The 23,027-nt window shown below is 42.0% G+C and carries 17 protein-coding genes; 7 read left to right on the top strand and 10 right to left on the bottom strand.

The window, feature by feature from the left end; all coding sequences use genetic code 11:
• Positions 1-17: 17 nt before the first annotated feature.
• Entirely contained in the window at positions 18-1,112 is a 1,095-nt protein-coding gene (locus QNM18_RS11100; RefSeq protein WP_284137237.1) for a hypothetical protein, read from the top strand.
• Between the two features lie 203 nt (positions 1,113-1,315).
• Here QNM18_RS11100 and QNM18_RS11105 read toward each other — a convergent pair whose 3' ends face one another.
• A complete protein-coding gene (locus QNM18_RS11105; RefSeq protein ID WP_211010620.1) occupies positions 1,316-2,374 on the bottom strand; it encodes a Kelch repeat-containing protein in 1,059 nt (352 codons plus the stop codon).
• 482 nt (positions 2,375-2,856) lie between these two features.
• Between QNM18_RS11105 and QNM18_RS11110 the strand changes: the two genes are divergently transcribed.
• Positions 2,857-3,990 carry a helix-turn-helix domain-containing protein gene (locus QNM18_RS11110; RefSeq protein WP_284137238.1) on the top strand — a complete coding sequence of 378 codons (1,134 nt, stop codon included), beginning with the start codon at positions 2,857-2,859 and terminating at the stop codon, positions 3,988-3,990.
• Positions 3,991-4,138: 148 nt separating this feature from the next.
• Positions 4,139-4,816 carry a DUF4386 domain-containing protein gene (locus tag QNM18_RS11115; RefSeq protein ID WP_211010616.1) on the top strand — a complete coding sequence of 226 codons (678 nt, stop codon included), beginning with the start codon at positions 4,139-4,141 and terminating at the stop codon, positions 4,814-4,816.
• 160 nt (positions 4,817-4,976) lie between these two features.
• On the opposite strand, the gene QNM18_RS11120 is transcribed toward QNM18_RS11115, so the two are convergent.
• Positions 4,977-7,760, bottom strand: a complete 2,784-nt coding sequence (locus QNM18_RS11120) for a tetratricopeptide repeat protein (protein ID WP_284137239.1) — start codon at positions 7,758-7,760, stop codon at positions 4,977-4,979.
• A gap of 252 nt (positions 7,761-8,012) precedes the next feature.
• Here QNM18_RS11120 and QNM18_RS11125 point away from each other — a divergent pair, with 252 nt between their 5' ends.
• Complete coding sequence (locus tag QNM18_RS11125) at positions 8,013-9,002, top strand: hypothetical protein (protein WP_284137240.1); 990 nt, start codon at positions 8,013-8,015, stop codon at positions 9,000-9,002.
• A gap of 83 nt (positions 9,003-9,085) precedes the next feature.
• Here the strand turns inward: QNM18_RS11125 and QNM18_RS11130 are convergent, their stop codons facing one another.
• Positions 9,086-10,717 (bottom strand): PKD domain-containing protein, encoded by a 1,632-nt coding sequence (locus tag QNM18_RS11130; protein WP_284137241.1) that lies wholly within the window; start codon positions 10,715-10,717, stop codon positions 9,086-9,088.
• 291 nt (positions 10,718-11,008) lie between these two features.
• Between QNM18_RS11130 and QNM18_RS11135 the strand changes: the two genes are divergently transcribed.
• Positions 11,009-11,200, top strand: coding sequence for a hypothetical protein (locus QNM18_RS11135; RefSeq protein ID WP_284137242.1), 192 nt, complete (start codon positions 11,009-11,011; stop codon positions 11,198-11,200).
• A gap of 19 nt (positions 11,201-11,219) precedes the next feature.
• Here QNM18_RS11135 and QNM18_RS11140 read toward each other — a convergent pair whose 3' ends face one another.
• Together QNM18_RS11140 and QNM18_RS11145 are read right to left on the bottom strand one after the other, a co-directional pair.
• The gene (locus QNM18_RS11140; RefSeq protein ID WP_284137243.1) at positions 11,220-12,788 is read right to left on the bottom strand and encodes a HEAT repeat domain-containing protein; all 1,569 of its coding nucleotides are present in this window, start codon (positions 12,786-12,788) and stop codon (positions 11,220-11,222) included.
• A gap of 45 nt (positions 12,789-12,833) precedes the next feature.
• Positions 12,834-13,805 (bottom strand): hypothetical protein, encoded by a 972-nt coding sequence (locus tag QNM18_RS11145; protein ID WP_284137244.1) that lies wholly within the window; start codon positions 13,803-13,805, stop codon positions 12,834-12,836.
• A 422-nt stretch (positions 13,806-14,227) separates the two neighbouring features.
• On the opposite strand from QNM18_RS11145, the gene QNM18_RS11150 reads away from it, so the two are divergent.
• Positions 14,228-14,485, top strand: a complete 258-nt coding sequence (locus QNM18_RS11150) for a hypothetical protein (RefSeq protein WP_211010608.1) — start codon at positions 14,228-14,230, stop codon at positions 14,483-14,485.
• A 99-nt stretch (positions 14,486-14,584) separates the two neighbouring features.
• Here QNM18_RS11150 and QNM18_RS11155 read toward each other — a convergent pair whose 3' ends face one another.
• From QNM18_RS11155 to QNM18_RS11165, 3 genes are all read right to left on the bottom strand, one after another.
• Positions 14,585-15,190, bottom strand: a complete 606-nt coding sequence (locus QNM18_RS11155; protein ID WP_284137245.1) for a GNAT family N-acetyltransferase — start codon at positions 15,188-15,190, stop codon at positions 14,585-14,587.
• 83 nt (positions 15,191-15,273) lie between these two features.
• Positions 15,274-16,818: a sigma-54-dependent transcriptional regulator gene (locus tag QNM18_RS11160; RefSeq protein ID WP_211010606.1), complete on the bottom strand. Its 1,545-nt coding sequence runs from the start codon at positions 16,816-16,818 to the stop codon at positions 15,274-15,276.
• Positions 16,818-19,259, bottom strand: a complete 2,442-nt coding sequence (locus tag QNM18_RS11165; RefSeq protein ID WP_284137246.1) for a response regulator — start codon at positions 19,257-19,259, stop codon at positions 16,818-16,820. The genes QNM18_RS11160 and QNM18_RS11165 overlap by 1 nt, the downstream gene beginning before the upstream one ends.
• Positions 19,260-19,479: 220 nt before the next feature.
• On the opposite strand from QNM18_RS11165, the gene lnt reads away from it, so the two are divergent.
• A complete protein-coding gene (gene lnt / locus QNM18_RS11170; protein WP_284137247.1) occupies positions 19,480-21,090 on the top strand; it encodes an apolipoprotein N-acyltransferase in 1,611 nt (536 codons plus the stop codon).
• Between the two features lie 72 nt (positions 21,091-21,162).
• Here lnt and QNM18_RS11175 read toward each other — a convergent pair whose 3' ends face one another.
• Positions 21,163-21,531, bottom strand: coding sequence for a hypothetical protein (locus QNM18_RS11175; RefSeq protein WP_023401972.1), 369 nt, complete (start codon positions 21,529-21,531; stop codon positions 21,163-21,165).
• 319 nt (positions 21,532-21,850) lie between these two features.
• Positions 21,851-23,026 carry an ABC transporter permease gene (locus tag QNM18_RS11180; RefSeq protein ID WP_284137248.1) on the bottom strand — a complete coding sequence of 392 codons (1,176 nt, stop codon included), beginning with the start codon at positions 23,024-23,026 and terminating at the stop codon, positions 21,851-21,853.
• Position 23,027 lies beyond the last annotated feature (1 nt).

The raw sequence follows: 23,027 nt of genomic DNA on the forward strand, positions 1-23,027 counted from the left end.
ACTGAAGGAGCAAGAAAATGTCACATGTCATACCCAAAAAAACCAGTGGTCAAAGTGTTAGCTTGTTGTCCTCTACGCAAACTTCGTCTTTGCCAGGAGTGGAAACCTTAACCCAATACAGAGAGAACCAAATGCGTGAGCCTCGATGGGACCATGTTAGTATTGGCGTTAGCAAAGCAGATTTAGACAACAACTTTGAGTTTTTAAACGGAGCGGTCTTAAACCGCAGTGCTGATGAACAACTGCTGCTAACCACCACAGGGCTATTTGGCCCGATCAGAACAGGCACCTTAGTTCACTTAGACCCTAACGCCGACAACCTCGTTGTACAAAGCGAATGTGCGCCACTTAATCCTGAGGCCGATCTAGTTACACGCTTAAACCGACTGCATGACGAAGCAACACACAACCCTCCTGGTAATAAACATGCGCTCAGTGTATCTGGGTTTTGGGCATCAGCGACAGATGGAGGTGGGATCCCAGGTTTAGATGGCGCATCCAATGTATTTGGTAGTACGGGCCAGCTAATCTGCGACACCGAACACCTTGAGTTCCCAGTACTCACATACGGTAGTGATGCTAAATCTCAACAAGAGTACTTACAAACACTTGCCTACTACGGTGGCACTTTGTTAAGACCTAAAGAAGAATTTGCATTAGGGTTTATTCAAGATTTGTGGGGGATCCAATATGATCAAAAGCTCCCGCAATATGTCACCGACTATCAATTTGGCGAGCATAAAGGCGGAGGCCTATTTGTAGAGCACCACCCATTTCCACATATTTGGCTGCCAGCAACTGGCTCTGATCCCGTTTTCCATAGAACCACTAAGTCGCGAATATTGCTGGGTAGACGACGAGATATAGACCACGAAGATGGTTACTATCGTACGGTTAAAACACAGCATTTTCATTTTACGCTATTTGAAGTACCAAATGACGGTAGTGCACTCGCCATCAGGCCTCAGTGCATTCATAACGACAGCTTTACCGATGGAGCCCAAACGGTATTCTTAGCAAATACCCCAGCTAACACCGTTGCAATAAGGCAAAGTGCACCGTTGACAGATATGACGTTTGATAAATATACGACCATGGATATGTGCAAATAAAGATATAGTATGGCGGCAAAGCGACGATGAGAAATATCAGGCGCAACTGAGTTTTTGTGAAGTAAAAGCATTGCCTTGACATCGCATTACTCTTTTAAATAAGAAGCTAGCTGTACTGAAATTAAGTGGAAATATTGCGGTTTTTTACGAATTTCATTGAGAGTAACCTTTTACTTAAGCCGTTACTCTCTTACATCACTTTTCTATTCTTTATTTCCTTGCAATGATAACGTGCTTTGCAATGTATTTTGCGGTCCAACTTTTGCCGCGCCGCCAATCAAATACAGAGTATTATTCAGTGTCACAGAACCATGACCATGCCGTGCCTGTGGCATATCGGGTAACGTCTCCCACTTGTCTGTATTTGGGTCATAGCGCCAAGCATGTTTAAACGCTTTTCCCAATTTCCATTGGTGGTTAGGACCAAACACTTCTCCGCCTGTCACAATCACTTTGCCATCAAGTACACTGGCTGAAAGCCCCGCCGAAGCCACCGGTAGCGGGCTTATTGTGGTCCATGTATCCATTTTTGTATCATAGACTTCCGCATGACTTAAATTTTTGCTGCCTTCACTCGCGGAACGCCCACCAAACACGTAAATTTTGTCGTCAATCACAGCACTTGCTGCGGAATTTCGTTTAATCGAAGCAGGCTTCGCTTTGCGCCAATAAGCATTGTTGACCAGAACATAGTGGGCGTTTGAGTCGACATTTTTGCCTGTTTCAGAAGAGATTGTTTTGCCGCCAATAACGTGAATATACTTTCCGACGTTGGCATACACTGATTCTGCGAGAGGGATTGGTAAAGTAGGCCCAGAACGCCAAGCTTGAAATTTACCATCCAACCTGAACACAGACTTTTTGATTTGCCACGCGTTGCTTTTAGGCCCGGAGTAGCCACCAATACCATAGACATAGTGTCGATTACTAACCATGCCCAAATGATGACGCGGCTCGGGCAGCGATGGGGCTTTTTGCCATTGACCCGTTGGCGGATTCAAAATATACACATCTTTGGTTGGCCCAAGTCCAAAAAATGACGGTGACTGGGACGGAGTAAATCCTCCTCCTGTGATTATCCGCTCTTTAAATACAGCCGGATAAACTTCTTGAAATGCAACGGGTAAGCTGGGGGCTTGCTGCCAATCATTAACGCTGTTTTCAACTGCTTTGGTACTTGACCAAACACTGCCCGAAGCTAAACCACTTAGCACTATACAGCTTTGTACCACTAAATTGACTTTCGCAGATAAACAACGCATTGGCACTCCTTAATTTTGGACTAAAAATTTATACCGACGATAGGGATTACGGGATCAATATACACGCTCGCTTATCATCAATTTTCGACTATTGATAAATAACACATCCATTACAATAGTAGATAGAAATGCGCCAAACCGCTGTAAATTCAGTTAAACACCAAATCATTATGGCCATGAATATTCAAAGGATGTTGCTGTGGTAGAAGCCTAATTGCAGCGAATGAAGCTCACAGTAACTTAGCAACTAGCTCCCTACTTCCTTAAAAAATAAATCTACCACTGAGTCTTTTTAAATTATCGCTAACAATTGGCAAGGCCGCTAAAATCAGTCAATAAAATTGATTAATCTAGTCATTACCTTCTGCTCATAAATTTATTAATTAAAATTCAATAGCCTGACTCCTTCATCTTTACATGGGTGTTACACATACATACTATACTGCGAGTTTAAATCTACTATATCTAGTATGAGGGAAATTATGGATGTTTTAGACACCGTCATCTATTCCGGAATGTGGGGCGCAATCTTACTTGCACTTGTGCAAGCTGTGAACAAGCCCAAACAGCCACAAACAACTTACCTCATCGCGCTTTTATTCTTGCTACTTATACATGTTAGCGGGGAGCTCGTTATTTATACTGGAGCATATCAGTACTTCCCAGCTTTAGTAGGCATGCAAATGCCAGTCCGTATCCTACTCGGCCCCGCGTTGTTTTTTTATGCCAGTGCAACTATGTCACCAAGTCTGTCTATTTCCAAGAAAAGCTACGCTCTGGCCATGATTGGGCCCGTGGTTGCGATACTTGTGATGCTGCCATTTGCAATCGGATTCACATCAGCAGAAAAGCTCGCTTTGGCGGATCCCGCGACGCGTAATCCAGAGCATTTTAAAGTTGCCTTGTACACCTGTGTCGCAAATATGCTGGTATTTATGGTGTTCAATGCCTTTTATTTCATCAAAGCACTGCAAGTTCATGCTAAGCATCGCCAGCAATTAATGGAGCGCTTTGCAGAAATACAATCCAGATCACTGGACTGGTTTAGGATCATGTTGATGCTGTGGGGGATTGTTTGGCTTTGCTACTCACTCTCTTACATTCCAACTTTAACTGGTTGGAAGCTACCGTGGTTGAAGCTTCTGCCGCTTTTTGAGGCCGTCGTTTTACTCGCTTTTGCGCAATTGGCACTCAATCAACCTATTTTAACTAAAGAAGATAAAGGAGAACCCGTGTCTGCACAAACCAGAAGTGCAACTTTAAGTCTAGATAAAATGGATGCAATATCAGACGAACTGAAAAATATTATGAGTGAACAACAGCTCTTTATGGATGAAGAACTGTCTCTCAACAAGCTCTCAAAAGCCATTAGCGTAAGTGAAAACCATATCTCAGAAACTTTGTCGCAAAGGCTAAAAACTAATTTCTTCCAATTCGTAAATGGATATCGAGTGGCAGCGGCCGAAATACTTTTACAAGAAACAGATAAACGCGTCTCCACAATTCAATATGAAGTGGGTTTTAATTCAAAGTCGACTTTTAATACTGCGTTTAAAAAAGCAACAGGTTTAACACCATCACTATATAGGAAGCAAGCCACGTTGGTAACTCGCTAAAAAATATACGAATAAAAAGACCGAACGGGCCCATTCGGACGATTTACTGACGATAAACGACAACAATAGAACCATCTTATAAACGCACCGTCGGCATGCACAACTTTAAAAAGCACGCCGGCGAGAAAAAATAAAAAGGGTTTTATTTATGTCTAATTCACTTGCAATACGTTTTGCCGGATTACTTATCCTGATCTCTACCAGCTCATTTATGTATGCTGATTCCATCATCTATGAGCTGCTCACTAAACCAGACTTTTTAGAGCAAGCCGCCCTAAACAGATCATCACTTGCATTCGCCGCCTTATTAGAATTTATAAATTGCGCAGCGGTTATTGGCATGTCTATTCTGATTTATCCGACTATCAGGCAGTATAGCGAGCGTGTCGCCATCGGCTATGTCAGCGGTCGCATAATAGAAGGTGCAACCTTAATTACAGGCGCAGTCACGCTGATGACACTTATCGCCATGGGTAAGCAAATAATCGATAATCCAGATGTGTCTAGCGAGTACCTTTATATGATGGGCAGTGCGCTCAAATCTGAGCGTTGGTTTGGCTTTCTAATGGGGATGTTTTCTTTAGGCTTGTGTGGCTTTTTACTCAACATCACTTTATATCAGTATCGCTTAATTCCAAGAGCCATCTCTGTGCTTGGTATGGTAGGTTACGCGATTTTATTACTAAAAGTTGCTTTTGATTACTTTGGTGTGAGTTTTTCAGGCTCTTGGATGTACATCCCAGGAGGGTTATACGAGTTAATTTTCCCTCTTTGGATGATTTTCAAAGGCTTTGATTTAAGCGCTAAACCCAAGTCCTGCTCATAATAACAATAAAGCCCTCCAAGGAAGCTAAATAAGGCTTCCTTTTTATATTCAACCTCAAACTGTTCTAATATCAAAAACATGTATTCTGGTACGCAGAACATCATATTTAAACATAAAACTCTAACACCATTCATTCACCAACGCGTTCTTATAATCGCATTTATGTACGCTGCTGAACCGCCGGAAAGGTGATCTCGAAACATGCCCCCTTGTGCGTGCCTGGTAAATAACGAATGCAGCCCTGCAATACATAAGTCACCAAGTTAAATACCATATATAGACCCAGACCGACCTTGCCCTGATGTCGGGCTGTCGTATAAAAAGGTTCAAACATATGCGCTACGGCTTGCTCTTTAATGCCTCTCCCATCGTCTGCAAATAACATGTTTACATGCCCATCTTTTAACTTTACCGTAATCAGAATATGACCCGCATTTCCTTCAAACCCATGCAGTGATGCATTTAGATATAAATCCTCTAAGATTTTTGCCAATGCTTGCGAGTCACATTGTATTTGAAGGTTTTTTGGGCAGTCAATTTCTACCACCACACCACTCCCTTTACCATGAAATGCAGTAATACCTTCAATAGACGCTTTGAGATCTATGGTCGTTTCGTTACCAACGTACTCCTGTGCCGAAGCTTGTTTGAATCGCTTGATCAATTGCGCTGCGCGCTCTGTGTTGCTGTCTATTAGCTCGATACTCGATAGCGACACTTCAAGAAATGCGTTGGTATCACTCAGAGTGAGTTTGCTGTTCTCAAGTTTAGCTTTAAATTCGTATAACTCTTTTAATAAAATTGAACTTGCCGTCACCGTCGTGCCAAGTGGTGTATTCAATTCATGTGAAACCCCCGCAACCAAACGCCCAAGCGAGGCCATTTTTTGCGCTTCTACCAAATTCGCCTGTGTCGAGGTAAGTTCATCTAAAATCTGCGCCAATTCATCCCGTGACTGCTTCAAACTGACGGTGCGCTCTTCAACTCGCTTCTCAAGTGTTGCGTTTAGTTCTGCTAAAGCCAATTCAGATGCTTTAATGTTAGAAATATCCTTAATCGTGCCACTCACTCGCAATGGCGTTCCATCAGCGCTGCGCTCAGTAACTTTGCCGCGATCCAATACCCACATCCATCCGCCACCTTTGGTCTTTACACGATAACTCACTTCATAAAATTCACTGTCTCCTGCTAGATGGCAATGAAACCTTGCATGCAAATCAGCATAGTCATCTGGATGAACTGATGACTCTAATGCGTTTAGGTCTGAGCCAATCTGTTCACAGGGCAAGCAAAGGTTATGCATTCTATTGTCGCGGACAATCAAGCCTGTGTCTAAATCCCAATCCCACAGCTCATCTCCACTTCCCCAAAGCGCATGCTTGAGACGATCTTTGACTTTGCTTACTTGTCTAAGTGCAGCTTGCTCAACGCTCAGCTGCTTGCTTTTATTGCGCCAGAAATATGTAAAAGATAAAAAGCTGAATATAAATAGCATGGCGATCAATATCATCACTTGCTGTACAGATTGCTTATCTATTTCAAGATCTTTTATCCGATTTTGTTGCACTAGACTGGCAATTTCCCGCTCTTTTTCATCAACACCAAACTCGATTGCCAAGGCGCTGATCCGATATTGGCTATTTTTTTCATTCCAAGAATTTTGAAGTGCCAAATAAGCTTGCATATAAGACAATGCTTGTTGAAATTCGCCCTGTGCTTTGAATATATCTGCAACTTCAAGCTGGCAATCCATTAGTAATGCGTCCCTTTGATGCTCCCGCGCGATTTTAATTGCAACCATATACGCATCAATGGCTTTTTCGGGTTCATTTTGTTTAAGGTAAAGCTGGCCTAAAGCTTGATGGATTTCAGCAAGCCTATCTTCCCAAGGAGAACCGTGATACAACGGAATACTTTTATTCAGATAGTCTTCGGCCATAACCAACTGGCCAGTTTCAATGTATAAACGCCCTAGGTCGAGAAAAGTTGAAATATTCGGATCAGGGCGGTTAACTTCAGCTTTGAGGGCTATTGCTTGTTTTAGTACATCTTCTGAGTTTTCATAGTCGCCCGCTTCTCGATACACACTACCCAACCGGTTGAGACTATGGATCATGCCCATTTTATATCCAAGCTGAGACTTGATAGACAGAGACTTCAAGTGCATTTCAATGGCTCTATCAAACTTACCGACTTCATCTAAATATGTACCCATATTGCTATAAAAAACGGCTTGTTGATTGGGGTTATCTAACGTGAGTGATATCTGAATAGCTCTATTTTGATGAAACAAGACCTTTTCATATAAATTCATTTTTCGGTAAATCGAGGCGAGACTTTGATGGCTTGAAGCGATGTAAACAGGTTTGTTCAACTTGCGATATAAACTTAAGCTTTGTAAATAACTACCAAGTGCAGCCTCGTAGTCTTGAGTTTTACTGTATAAACGTCCTAAAAGCCTTTTTGCGTTGGCTAAAAAGCGCTCGTATTTATCATTAGTCGCTTGCTCGATAATATCTATCAACCGTGCATTTGCGAGATCATACTTTCGCTGCCTGATCGCAATATCTGCAAGCACCAGCTGCACCCTGAGTTCATTTTCCTTGATACCACTGCGTTTTGCATAGCCTTGTGCTTCAAGTGCTAGAACATGAGCTTGCGCCAAATCACCATAGGAAATATACGCCCGAGAAAAGTAGCTGAGTAATCTAGCCGACTGATCACTATTTGGCACTGAACTTAGCAATGCACGTCCTTTTTCGGCGTATTTAATGGCATCTTTGGTTTTATAGTGAAAGTTTTTGGACACATAGTCGATTATCAATTCCACCTTGTCTGAACCACTGCTGCTCTCTATTTTGCTGATCAAATGTTGATTTTTTAACGCAGTAGACGCCATACAGATACTGCTAAAAACAAGTAAAGCAATACAAAATATAAACATTCTATGCTTCAAGGTTAGTTCGCGTATAGTCAAAACCTATGTTCCATATCTGTGGCACCATCACGATACGTATTTTGAAACGCAGCGCACTTGGTGCAACGACATCATTCGAGTAAGTTTAGCTGGTTGTAGAAAAACTGTTCAATGTAAACTTATTGGGAACATACAATTGAAAAGCTGTACACTCGACCCATATAGATAGTGTTGAAATTTAAAATGGAGTACAGCCTATTTCCCGGCTGAATTTTTAATATGGATAAAAAACTCACCTTTAAGTCATTAAACAAGGCGACCCATCAAGAGCTTGAGCGAATTACCAAAGGGTTGATTAATACCTATGACACCTCGCCACTACGCAAATTAAACTCGGCTCTTGCCATGACTGCTGAGCGCGAAGATATCCGAGCTCGAAGTGATGATTATCAAGACGGTTTTGATGAAGTTCGCTCCCGTAGACAAATTCCTGACAGTGTCCCCGATGAACAGCTGCACGATCAAATCGTGTATTTGCCCAGTGGGGAGATTTGGTTAGCCAGTATATACCGCAACCACATTGACCAAACCATTATTGAAATAATTGGTGAATCTCGAACAGAATATGCCGACTTAAAAATTTATTTACCCGAGATACTGGCGTTTTTCACCTGGTGTCAACCAGAGTTATTGTCTGTTTGGTCCAAACCCAACAGCCAGCACTTTGATAGCCTGTTATCGTTAAGTGGTGCGCATTTAGAAGATTGTTTTTGGGGTGCTGAAATTGATCATATGCCCTTGGCAGCAGCGGATGATGTAACGCTGCGTCCACTAGATATGGAAACAGACTGGCACTGGTATAAAACAGAATATGATCTCTTCCACAAAGAAACATCTGAGCTGAAGGAGCGTGTCGAAATCGAAGATAAAGAAACCTTTGAAGAGGCATTGAAACGCCAACTTCTTTTTGTCGCAGAATCACATCACCAACCAGCACAAAAAATTGGCATCATTATGTTAGAGCCTTGCACTGAACTTGGGTATAACGGCGTTTTAGTCAGTGACTTTATTATTGCTAAAGCTTTTCGAGGCCAAGGGTTGGCTGTTAAAATTCAAGCCGCAACTGTAAATAGATTAAAGCAAAAGTATGACTTTTTTTGCGGCTACATATACGGTGGCAATGGCGCATCGCTGCAAAATGCCAAAAAAAACCGACATTTACTGAGAACAGAAATCACATTACCCATTGAGCACTTCATTTCGGTTTAAAAGTCATAATCCCACACTCAGACAACAAAAATGCTCATTGCTATGCAATGAGCATTTTATCTACCAAGAAATCATAAACAAGCCTATTTACAGTCTCTAACCCACTGCCAAACTTCCCATTTTCCTGAATTGTCAGCTGGCGAAGCACCTTGTGTCCACCACTGCGCTTCATAAATGCTGCCATTTTGCGATGCCTGATCGCCTTTTAAATAAGTCTTGCTGCTTTGCCATGCATCAACTGTGCAACCGCCACCTACTGAAACTGAGATCTGCTCAGACTTAGTAGATTGTGCACCTTCTGCATCAGTGACCGTCAAAGTAACCGTATAGGTATTAGCTGCACCGTAGGTATGTACCGGGTTTTGAGCCTGACTCGATGTGCCATCTCCAAACTGCCAGTCGTAGCTCACCACACCTTTGTCATCAAATGACGTATCAGTAAAGGTGACAGATAACGCATTTTTGGTGAAAGAGAAGTTTGCAACTGGCGGTGTATTATCAACTGGGCCATTGTCGCCTTTAGGCACTACGCCACCGAAGTGTGATGCAACTTCAGGCCAGATCAATTCAATTCGAGTACCGCGATTTAGTTTGCTTGTGCATTGAGTACTGTTGCCATAGTGGTGCAATGCAATAACATTGTTATGTTCTGCTGACACAACAGGAGAACCAGATGAGCCGCCAATGGTGTCACATTTATAGCCCATATCTGTATCTGAACCACGACCTGCTGTCACAGTTTGATCAATTTGGCAGTAACCACCAGCATTTTGATCACTCTCAATCGCTAACTCTTTAGGGTTACCACTGCCGTGTTGAGGGATAAAAATGCGCTGTCCTTTCAACTGAGAAGTAACATCCAAACCAAAGTGGCCAAACTGCTGAATTTTATCGAAATCTTTTACAGTAAAAAGTGTATAGTCTAACTTATAGTCAGTCGCGAGTAGCTGATCACCCATTACTTTAACAGTGCCGTTTGTATCACCTGTGCCGCAAGCTGAACGCTGATAGTTAAACCATACTTCTACGTTTTTTGCATCTGCCGCAGAGTCGAAACAGTGGTTATTTGTGAACATGTGGTTGCTCGCGCCTACACGCCAAGCAGTACACAAACTGCGGCCACCAATCAGAAGACGCGCCACAGGACGACTGCGCTCATATTCTACTGGGTGAGAACTCTGCCAACACGCCACATCCCTGCGCTCATTAATACCGCAAGTCGAGTTCGGTTGTACAATATCCATCTCTGACATGATTTCATTTGCAGCGAGCTCTGTATCCGAGTAACCGGCAAAAAAGTCTGCTATTTCAATACCGTGCTCATTGTTCCACGCACTTTTGTCAGTAATTACTAATTTAAGCTTAACAGCATCAGCTGATACAGACATTGAAGAAGAGACATCGCTGTCATTATGGTCATAACGATAAACCTCACCACCTTTAAGATCACTCACTTCTAGGTAAGCGCCTTTTGGTAAAGCAAACTTGGTAAAATTGATTTTAATAAAGTTGGCGTTTGGATGGTGGATGATGTGTTCAAATTCATTACTGTCTGCGCGAGACATACTGTGCAAACCTAAATTAGCTTGATAAGACACAGCATGCGCTATATCTGTTTTTTGCACAGCGCTTTCAGGTGAGCTGGCCTGCACGTTTGAAGCGAGTACAAGTGCGCATACAGGGAGTATGGTTTTGATTACTTTACATGATGTCATAAATTTAAAATCCTTTAATTGTAATTATTGTGCTTTTTTAATAAAAGACTTTTGAAATTTATGTTATATCAAAGTTAAATTCAAGCGTATTCTTTAAGCATTTTGCAAAAATCATGTCACTGACGCCCCCTATCTTGGATCGATGCAATAAAACACGATCCATACACATGGCATCACTATCACCTTGAATGTCATAAAGCAGCCAAATTATTATTGCGCGATCTCGCCCATAAACTGACTTTAGTTTTGGGAGTGATAACAAGTAAATACTAACTTCTAAGGAAAATACTTATGAAAATCAAACTGAACAAAAATCTAAATGACGACAAACTTGCATTGTCGCAGCGGCGACCAAAGAGCTCAAAGCATATCCTAATTACTGTAATTACGCAGGTGACACACAGCGTATGTGCACTGAATTATAACCTCAAACTAAATAGTGAGCCTCTTTGTAACCAAAATAGAGACCCACATGTAAATTAGCTAAACGGCGTAAAAACAACTACATATTCACAATTGAATTAAGACGCTTTTTTACTACCGGATTTGATTGTGATTGATAAAGGTGTTCAAGCCTATCTAAATTATGCGTCGACAGCTTGTAGTTTGCCTGTTGGTATACTCGAGAAAATGCATCAATTGCACCTACTTGTGGTGATGCAACTAAACTCGATACGACTTGATCTTGGTAGTCTGCCATCCGCGCCAAAGATTTGATTGCGCTTTTTCTCACTTGCATATCTGAATGTTGTAAATATACTGGCAATTTTGCAATTAACTGCGGGTTTTTGCTATTTGCCATTGCCAAAACTGCCGTTGACAATTGTTGTGGATTTGCTAACTGATCGGTCAAATAATTCGCGACTTGTCGTGATTGATCAGGAGAGAATTTACTCATAGTACCGATACTTAACAATGCCATATCAGATAAAGCTGGCGTTGATGATTGCTCTACAACATGCCGTAAACTGGCGAAACCAACCTCTGACGCATTTTCAAAACGCCCCAACGCCATCACTAGTTTTTGCTGTACTTGCTGGCTTAAATCACTATCAATTAACAGATCTGACAACATCTGCTCTGCTTGCATTGTCTGTGCTTTTTGTAGTGCATAAATGAACGCAGACGTTGCTCCCTCATGTTCTTGAAAAAGCCTTTTAAGCGCACTTTGATCAAAGTTTTCTAGCATAAATAAGCCAATTTCTTTTGCTAACATGGGATCTAAATTAGTTCTAAGTGACTGGATATGCTCTAAAAAGTTTTCGTTGGTCACTATTACCACCTCCTGCACCTGAGCTGTTGGTGGCAAAACATGTTGGTTGTGAGAAGCTAACCAATCTGTTGGTTCAAAGGGTGTATGTTTAATCGGTTTCACCGTAACAGATTGCACCACTTGGTATTGCTGACCATCGCGTCGCCAAATTTGTTTGTTGCTATAATCCAGTGCCAGTATACTCTCCGGTTTATCGCCATCTAATGTGATCAGCCACTGCTCTAGCTCTTCGTTATCAGCACTTTTTTTCTGCTCTGTAATTGAGCGTTCTATCATATTTTGACGCTGCACATACTGAAATGTTTTTACACCCAGCGCATCCTCAAATGTCAAAGGCTTGTCTAAAGAATAACTCATTAAATCCAACACTTTTGACAGCACGGATAACGGATGCTGGCTGCTCAGGCCCAACATATCTAACTCAGAAAACTGATGATTCTTATACTTCACCAAAAATGGCAACTGTTCAGGCATTGCCTGTACTTTATTGTCTGCAACAAACTGAATATTGCTGAGCATCGCAGCCGACTTGGTTGATGCCGAAGCATGGGGTTGGAAATTCATTTGCCAGCTGAATTCCGAGAAAGTCATCGCACTGCCCTGATCTGTCAGCACTGCCGAGTGTATATCTACCTGATACGCAAAAAAGTATGCATTTGCTGATATTTTGTCGCGCTGATTTGCTGTGGCGGTTGTCTGCTGCTGGGCGCTGACCTCTTTTTTATCTCCAGAGACATTAAGAAAGATGAATCCGACCAACAAAACAGCAACAACGCACATTAAAGTTATTTTTTTCATGGAATCTTCTCAAAAAGTGGTGGCAAAGCCACCACCTATAGCATTTTATAGATTTTCCCAAACTGGGCTTGCGTATTCGTATAGCACGGTTTCACGTGTATAAAGTGGATCCCACTTCATCACGTCGACATTGAATTGCAACAAACCCCACAGCTTTTTGCAGTAAGCTTGGATTTTGCCATCACCACCAGTCAACTTAGTGCTGATCTTCAGCTCCAAGAAGCCCTGCTCTACAACTTGCTCATCTTGAACAACACGGCGTATACCCGCCTCTACGTAGCCTTTTCCTTTTACTTTCAACAGGTTTAATTTACCTTTAACACCCGCTTCCGAGATACCATGGCCAAATGAACCATAGGCTGAGCTAGACACCAAGCCACCAACATAAGGTTCAACTGAGGCATACACATAATCAGGGCGTCTTACACCATCCACCTCAAACGGCTCTTCATTGCCATGACCTCCAATCACACCACCTACTGTAAATTCAGCACCTGCTTCTACACCTACACCAAATTTAACGCCCACTTTTAGCAGTCCTAAAGGATCAAGCGGCAATTCAACTTTTGGCTTAATTGGCTCAGGAATAAGATCAAAGTAGTACTCAACTGGGTAAGTGATTGACGCATTCAATAGATCATCACAATTTGGTTTAAAACTCGCGACTGTGTCATCTCCAACTGTGAAATTGAAGCTCATCCCTTGCGTACAGTCGAGCTTGCTTGGATTGAATGAAAACTCAAGCTCACCAATAGACATTTTGAAATTGCGATTATGTAATTTCACCCAGTTGCCAGCCTGATACACCCCTTGTGTTGCGCCATTGCTCACCTGATCTACATACATCCAACCTTGCTGATCGCGATACTGGTGTGACTGCCCAATCACATTATTTTTTTGAATTGAGCGAACATTTCGCTCTACATAGCCCGGATCTTTATATAAATAGGCATTGGCAGCAGGTGACAATGTGATAGCAGAGATAACGCCTAACAATGCAGCGTATTTAAATTTCATGGTTATCCTCATATATTTTTTTAGGTTTAAATTGTCTATATGTTGCGCAACACAAATAAGGTAACACACAATTTTTACACTTTGCTTTCATTTTTACCTTTTTTAGATAAAAAAATATTTGAATTCTATTACTTTTAGTCAGAATAATGCGCATTCCCACCATGACTAATACCAAAAAAAGGATAATTAATGACGCTCACTATTGTTAAATTTAAATTAAATTTATTTATTAAAAGCGCTATAGATAGAAGGTTAATTTTTATTGCTATTGGTATAGCTGCCACAGCGGGAAAATCGGACTAAGCTTTGCATTCATTTAACTCATGAAAAAAGTAAACTAATTAAATGAACATTTATAAAATTCATTTGAATTATTAGAACAGAAGAAATACTGTATATTTTTCAAACAAAAGGAGTTAAACATGCGATCTAAATTAACATTAGCCCTAACCACTGCGCTTGCAACTGCATCGCTTTTCACATCTCTAGCAACAACAGCATACAGTGAAGTTAGGTATAGCAATGCCTATACTTATGTAAGCCAAAGTGAAGCACGCCGTTTATTTATCAATGATTTTAAGAGCCAGTATCCTGGTGTAAGAATTACTTATACGCATTGCTATTACCCAACTGGCGCAGGTATGCCAGTATTTATTTGCAATGGCAAAGGTAGATTATAAAAGCAGAAACAAAAATACGCTGACCGAAAATCATGCAGTTTTTCGGTTTCAAAACTTGCTCATCTATGAGTTCGTCGTTAAGAACAAAGCACAGTTATATCAGCGTTCATCATTTTCGAAGTGGTAAACCATGGTCGTTGAGCCAGAAAAGCCAAGCAACCATTTTAGGTAAGGATAATGCTCGGTTTGCGTCGCAACAAACCCTTTAGATTCATATAGCTTTTTCGCTCTCGTGTTACCGTCTATTACGTCGAGACGCACCGATTGATAGCCATTATTTTTTGCATGTTCAATGATCGCATCCAAAAGTCGGGAACCGTAGCCACCGCCCCTAAACTGCTCGTCTACAGCAATTCCGTCCATAAGCAGCTCATTTTTTTTGACCTGCCTCTCAAGGAGGCTGAATATTAGTGCGGCTCTCACTCCTTTGATAACCCCTAAAAGCTCAATTAGCCCAGCAAAGCTCAGCCCACCTGTCAACGAGCCTTCGTTAGTATGAAACCCGGCAATTCCCGCAATTCTATCATTCACCTTAACAACGTACGAAAAAGAAGGTACGAAGCTTTTAGATAAAACGAGTACTCTGCTCTGTTGGCAATTAATTGCTTTAGCAAACTTTGCACCAAACGCCACTTCGTACAATTCGGCCACTTTACCAACATGTGACGGTTCCCATCCTCGCTCTACCTTACTGTGGTCCATCATATCCTCTATCGCTGTTGCTTGGCTATTTTCATTGTTCAGCCTTTGCTATCAATATATTTGTACCCATAAAAGGGCGTAAACTATCATGTTTCAGGGTGATTCGAAAGGCAATAGTAACTCCAACGTCTTTGTCCCTGTTTGCTTATTTTTCCTTCTTTATGTAGTTTTCTTAACAAATATGATGCGCGGTCATGGTTCACATCTATCAACTTTTGGCATTCCATGTTGGTGATTTGGTCATGTGAATTTAAATACGCTAAAATCACGTCTTCGTCTTTTCTACGCGTAACAAACGACGGCGTATGCTCCAAAGTTTTGCCGCTTTGTTGCAAATTCACCTCAGCGTCTTGAAACTGCATAATTTGTAGTTGAGCTGGCGTAATGATTTGTTGGTTACTGCGAATAAGTGCAAACTCAATCAGGTTTTTAAGCTCTCGAACATTGCCTGGAAAATGGTGTGCAGTAAGTATCTGCATTGCCTCGTCATTGATGGAAACAGGTGCTTGGCCCATTTCCTGTGAGAACAATTGAATAAAATGTGTAACTAGCAAAGCAATGTCTTCTTGACGGTCACGCAGTGCAGGTACATTGACAACATAACTCGCTAGGCGAAAGTATAAATCCTGTCGAAACTGTTGTTGCGATACCTTTTGATGAATATTGACATTGGTTGCGCAGACCACCCTCACATCGACTTTTTTAGATTGGTTTCCTCCAACGGGGGTCACAACCCCGTCTTCAAGCACCCTCAACAATTTAGCTTGCAACTCCAAGGGCATATCGCCAATTTCATCGAGAAACAGAGTGCCACCATCAGCTTCGACAAAATGCCCTTTTCTATCACTCACAGCCCCAGTAAAAGCGCCTTTAACATTGCCAAAAAACGTCGCATCCGCAAGCTCCCTTGGTATTGCTGAGCAATTTACTGCTATAAATGGCTTTTTTGATCTTGGACCACCAAAATGTATGGCCCTTGCAACCAACTCTTTACCCGATCCCGACTCACCCAGTACTAACACACTGGTTTTGTCTATTTGTTGCAATCGGTTTATGTCATCGTGCAATGCCAACATCGCAGGACTTCGGCCAATGAGGTTTGAACCGTCCCACTTTTGTGCTTCATGGCGAACCAAGGTATTCACTTTTGCATCTGCTTTTTTTCGCTCTGCGCTTTCTGTTTTTAGCTCTTGTGCCAGCTTTTCCAAAGCTTGGTTTTGCTTGGCAAGCTCATCTATTTGTCGCTGTAGCGTCAAGTGTGTGGAGATCCGAGCAACTAGCTCAACCTCACACAGTGGCTTACGGATATAATCTACAGCCCCCACAGAAAAGCAGTCTACTACTTTTTCTTCATCGTCATGGGCGGTAATGAATATCACTGGGATCTGCGCACTTTTTTCGTCAGCTTTAATTCGCTTGCATATTTGTAAACCGTCCATACCCGGCATCACCACATCTAATAATATTAAATCTGGTAGTTGCTTATTAATGGTATCAAAAGCCTGCACACCACTGGTTGCAACTATAATCTCATAGTCTCTAGATAAACTCATACCAACCGCAGTTATATTGGTTGGGTTATCATCAATTATCAGTATTCTTTGGCGTCTATCGTGTTTGTTATCGTGCACTATTCTTTTACCTCTTGCTTAATTTTCAACGCCAGTTGCAAAGCAAGTTTAAAGTCAAACTCAGTTAACGCTTTGTCTAATTCTGCGGTTAATTTGGGGGAGATTGTGGCCAGTTCATGTTTGATATTGTCGAACTCAAAAGTGGCATCAAATTGCTGCATTTCTAGCTTATTTATTAAATTAGTCAGTGTGATTGTTGATGGCTTGATTGATGTAACTTCAGGTACAACCACTTTCTCATTAAGCTGAATATATGTCTCTATGTCTATTATCAAGTGCTTTAAGCTAGATTTGATGTCGCTTAAGTGGGTACCCAGCTCTTGCTCGTTAATGCTTGATAATTCAGCCTCTAATTGCACAATTTGTCGCTCAGTTTGAGTTGCCGCTATCGTACCAAGCGACCCCCTAAGCCCATGTAATTTACTTGCTATAACAGCCTTGCTGTCATCCGTATCTAAACGATTAATCAAATCTGGCTGAGAACGTAAAAAGCTATTCAGTACCCTAATATAACTCTGCATATTGCCACCAGCTTGACGAAGCCCCTTTTGAATATTCAGGTGTTTAAATGAAGCGCTAGCTATTTCTGTGCAGACTGTTTGCATTTCATCTTCACTTTCCAACAACCACTGCGCGAGTGTCTCATATAGGGTGTTTGGCTCTATGGGCTTGGTCAAATGCGCATTCAAACCCGCACTGATGGATTTTTGTCTGTCACTTTCATAGGCATGAGCTGTCATGGCAATAATAGGTAAGTCTTTAAGGTTCAGTTGATTGCGAATTTTATCTGTGGTTTGTAATCCATCCATATCTGGCATTTGAATATCCATCAACACCAAATCAACACTGCGGCTTTCAAGATAAACTAACGCATCGCGACCTCTTGATACCACCGATGCAGCAACATGCCACATATCAAGTAATTCACGTAATACTTGTTGATTAACAGGATTGTCCTCAACGATCAGGATCTGGGCTCCCTTAAAGCCTTTAAAACAATCTGATACTTCAGCGGTAACGCCGTCTTCAATCGGTGAGTTATATGGTTCAAAAGCCAGTTCAAAACTAAAAGTACTGCCTTTATTCGGTTCGCTTTTCAGTATGATTTCTCCCCCCATGGAACGCACCAAATCTTGGCTTATAGTTAAACCAAGCCCCGTTCCTCCATATTGACGGGTAGTCGACAAGTCTGCCTGAGTAAAAGCTTCAAACAACTGGGCTTGATTTTGTGGCGCAATGCCAATGCCGGTATCACTTACCTTAAACTCATGGTTTACCTGCGCGTCCACTCGCTGTTGGGTCACTTCTAAAATAACTTGTCCAGTTTCGGTGAACTTAAAAGCATTTGAAAGTAAATTTGTCAGTACTTGTTCAAGGCGTAGGGCGTCCCCCATAAAGTGTGCTTGCTGGTATTGAGGCTGGATCACGTCAAATCGAATGGGCTTTTGAAGTTGCTGTGGCTGAAACATCTGTGCCACTTTGCTAACCAGTTCAGGTAGATTAAAAGGCACCTTTTCTAGCGGCATTTTACCTGCCGCTATTTTCGAATGGTCTAACACATCGTTAATTATCCCAAGCAAGCTGTTGGACGCCGTCCCGATCCGCTCAAATAAATGTTGATGAGGATGAGCATCCGATTGTTTTGACATTTGCGCAAGCTCTGCACTGCCGATGATAGCATTTAGAGGCGTTCGCATTTCGTGACTCATCATCGCCAAAAAATCACTTTTTGACCTATCTGCCGCTTCTGCTTGCTCTTTAGCTTGGATCAAGTTTTGTTCTGCTTTTTTACGCTCAGCAATTTCTTTTTGTAGTGCATGACGAAGGCGAAACTCATTCAGCAGCCGCCGAGAAACAATCACTGATGTGTACAAAATATTCACTGTCAGGATCAAAGTGAACAGCGCCATGGTGTAGTAAATCCAGCCACCAATAATGATAAATTTAATAAATACGGCCAGAGTCGTTGGCAAGCAATACGACAATACCGTTCTAAAACTGGTGCTAAATGTTACCCCGACAATTCCGCTTATCCCGATCACGGCGCTACAAGATAAAACATTGTATAGAGGTGGTTGGTATGGGATCAGTGTCAGAATACCTATACCAGTTAAACACCCAAGTACCAACACGCCAACAAAGTATCGACTTTCCAACCCGCGTACAACGTCATCTTCGTCCAAATCCGGTTTAATTAAATATAGGCTGCTAATACGAAACAGTGACAAAGAAATAATTACAATTAATAGAGTAACTAAGCCTTCAGGCGCATCAGCATCAATTGCAGCCAAAAGCATTAATACGTTTGCCAACATCCCCATTAGTATATTCGTTGGCGCTTTAACGGCTGTTTCACGACAACAATCTACCCATAATTCAGGCTCCTGCTGCCTGATCTTTAGTAGTCGCCGCATTTCATCTAAAAACTGTTGAACAACCATAAACTCCCCAACCAAAAAGGAATTAATTATTACTTACCATAATTACTTTATTATAAGTTATACGTAAATTTTCGCAAATTACGCATAAACAAGATATATAGGTAAAAATACGCATAGATTTATATAATCACGCATAGAGCATATGAAATTCAAAGACTTATATGTGGCTTACTACTTGCTCATAGGTAATACAGGAATGTTTTAACTTTTAATTCAGTATATGTTCGCTTTGCAATTTTTCCCATCTTCAGTATGTCGCACGCGCCTCGTCAAAAGCCAAGTGTATTTGTTGGCTGGCTCATCCGGCTGTATCAGTGCGCTCTCTTTCGCTCCATACGACCTGTCTTATTTAGCTTTTTATGGCCCGGTAATTTGCTTCTGGCTTTGGGAGCGAGTTTCAATCACAAAGGCTTTTATAACTGGCTGTTTATATACCGTAACTTTGCTGTCCACTGCCGGAACTTGGTTATATTTGTCGCCTAACCAACTCGCTGATATGCCAATGCCCTTGGCTGTTCTTTTCACGGTTTTAATTATTGCTGTTGTAAGCTTGTGTATGGGCGCTGCGGGCGCAATATATGTATTGCTCAGGGCGCGCTCTTTGCTTTCCCGAGCGTGTTTGCTTTTTCCAAGCCTATGGTGGCTTGCAGAGTGGTCACGAGAATGGTTTCTCAGCGGTTACCCATGGTTCAACATTGGCTATTCACAGCTTGATATGCCTTTGATTGGCTGGGCAAGCGTATTTGGAGTCAATGGCGTAGCTTATTTGGTAGCAATGAGTGCAGCGCTGATAAAGGTTGCGCTGTTTTATACACGCTATAGACTCATCGCAATGAGCATAACTATCATTGCTTGGACATCAGGCATGTTCTTACAGACCATTTCTTGGACTAAAGAGATTGGCAACCCAATCCAAATTGCGCTTGTGCAACCAAACCAGATTTACAGCGCCTTATCGAACAAGGACAAGTGGCAACGCGCAGTTGAGTTAAATCGGCAGCTGCTAAGTAAACACCAACTCGTTGTTTGGCCGGAAACCGAATTTTCAATGCATGCAGTAACACCGCAACCTTCGCATACAACTGAGTTAAATAAACATATATGGCAAACAGTCTCATTTAGTCTAAATAATACAATTTTACCTTTTGCCACTAGCACTGCCCAATACAGTGATTTTATCGCACAGCTTGAAACCATCACAGCTTCCCAAGACAAGTCTATTTTAATGGGAATGAACTTTCGCGATCACCTAAATAACCTCACATATAATAGTGTTCTGGCGATCAATGCCACCGACAAAGCGATTTACGATAAACGTCATTTGGTGCCCTTTGGTGAAACCATTCCACTGCGCCAATCTCTCGCACCGCTTTGGCAATTGCTGAATGTCCATGAGGACACCTTCAACCCCTCGCGCACACCCACCCCACTATTGCCAGCCTCTGAGTATTTGGCCGGGGTGTCTATTTGCTACGAAGCCGCCTTTGGTTCCGAAGTCGCAGAGGCGTTGCCTGGGGCTCATTTCCTGATAACGCTTACCAATGATGGTATGTTCGATGGAACTGCTCAGCCCGAACAGCACCTTCAGATCGCTCGAATGCGTGCAATAGAAACTGGTCGCTGGGTAGCACGCGCTGCAAGAACGGGTATCACCGCCTTTATTGCACCCAATGCGGTGGTGACAAAGCGAACATCGCAACAAAAGTTTGCGACACTAAGTGCAACCATACAACCTCTTCAAGGCATTACGCCATTTGTTTACTGGCGCAATACCCCCTTTTTACTCTTCACTCTCACCATCATTGGATGGTTTGCTTTTAATCGGCGCTAACAAATTAAAAAGCCCAGAGTAGTGTCTACTCTGGGCTTTTTTAACGCTTATATGCTCGGTTTAAACCAACCTTTACTTGGTGTGCCAACCGTTTTTATCAAAGCTCGTAAAGGTGTAAGTCGCGCCACACTTTACTAGAGGAATACTTCTAGTCCATGTAGGGACCCCATCACAGTTGCTGCCACTTTTTTTGATTTTCAATGCGCACTTGCTGCCTTTACAGGTAAAGTTTACCCCCTTGCCAAACTCAACCTTTCCTTTTGAATAAGGAACAAATAACACTTCATCTGCACCATCAAAAGCACACACATAACCATCAGGGCCGCCGCCATCGTAAACAAGGTTCTGTACTCTAATGCTACATGTTTTACTTCCTGCAAATGCAGAAGCTGACGCAAACATTGCGATTCCTATGCTTACTAATCCTAATTTTGATTTCATTATTTATCTCCACTTGGCCCAACTGGCCGTTTATAGACTACGGTCATGGAATGTGCTGCTCTCTAAACTATCAGCAAGGACCAATAGCCCAATTACTTTCATTCAGAGAAATACTCCATGTGATGAACCGGGTTTTATCACGCCGGTTTCATACTCTATTAAGAGCAATCAGTAGGCCAAAAAAAGATAAGTTTTATATTTCAAATAGTTAGAATTAAAACAGAATTACATATACGTAATTTTATCGAGAAGCCCGCATAGAATTCAAAGTTAATCCACATAGGCACTTATAAGAACGCATAAATACTCTATATGATATTTAGTCGCACTGTAAGGCGTCGATTGGGTCCAACTTGGCGGCGTGATTTGCCGGAATAAAACCAAAACATATCCCGGTTAATATAGAGACACATGAACCCAATACAATTGGGTAAATGGGCATCAGATACACCCAATGATAGAACGATGCCACTGCATAACTCGCCCCAACTCCTATCAAAACGCCCATTACTCCGCCAATAACACACAGGCAAATTGATTCAATTAAAAACTGGCTACGAATATCCTGTTGTTTCGCCCCCATCGCTCGACGGATCCCAATCTCTTGTTTTCGTTCCGTGACTGACATCAGCATGATGTTCATGATCCCCACCCCCCCTAATAACAGAGAAATACCTGCGATCATTGCCAGCATAATATCCAACAGCTCTGTTTGTTCGCGCATTTGCTCAAGTAATTGCTTGGCTGTTACCGTGTTGACGTGAACGCGGTCATTTAAGATGTAAAAATGTTGATGGATCTGCCGCTCACAAACTTCAATATCAAAATTTTCCCCTACCTTTATCAGCGCATGATGAAAACTAACTTGTTTGTCGCGTTTTTTAATATAATCCAGCGTTGTGAAAATGCTGGTGTTAATTGAGAGGTTAAGTGTGCTTATATCTGGTGATTCAGTTAAAGCACCAATTACAGTAAAGTGGTGTTGCCCTACCTTAATGCGTTGACCGATCAGCGCGTTTGTCGTTGCGCTAAGCCCCAACAATTCCGGAACATGCGCGCCTATCACGACATAAGGCTTTGCACCATCAAAATGAGAAAGCTGCCTGCCCGCTGCTAGCTTGGCTTTTGTCAGGGTAAAAAACTCAGAACTCACACTTGCCAAAGTTCCGTTCATCCCTCTATCCAATGTCACGCCTTGTGTGCTCAATGGCGCATTTAACTCAACGCAGCTCAATCTTTGATGTAACTCTGCCGTATTTCGGGTAGATCTGAAGGTCAACTGTTGTGTACTGATATCGTAAAGACTCAAAGTGATCAAATTTGAGCCCAAGCTTCTAAATTGTCGCAGCGCTTCGTTTGATACCATTTGCCCAATAGCAACCATAGATATCACCGCGCCAATACCAATACTGATCCCTATCAGCGCCAGCAGTGTTCGCTGTTTAGTAGCAATTAAACTGCGCCACGCTTCTCTAACGTAGGCTTTTAATATCATC

Origin of the sequence: Pseudoalteromonas obscura (assembly GCF_030135505.1) — a bacterium.
Classification (GTDB): domain Bacteria; phylum Pseudomonadota; class Gammaproteobacteria; order Enterobacterales; family Alteromonadaceae; genus Pseudoalteromonas; species Pseudoalteromonas obscura.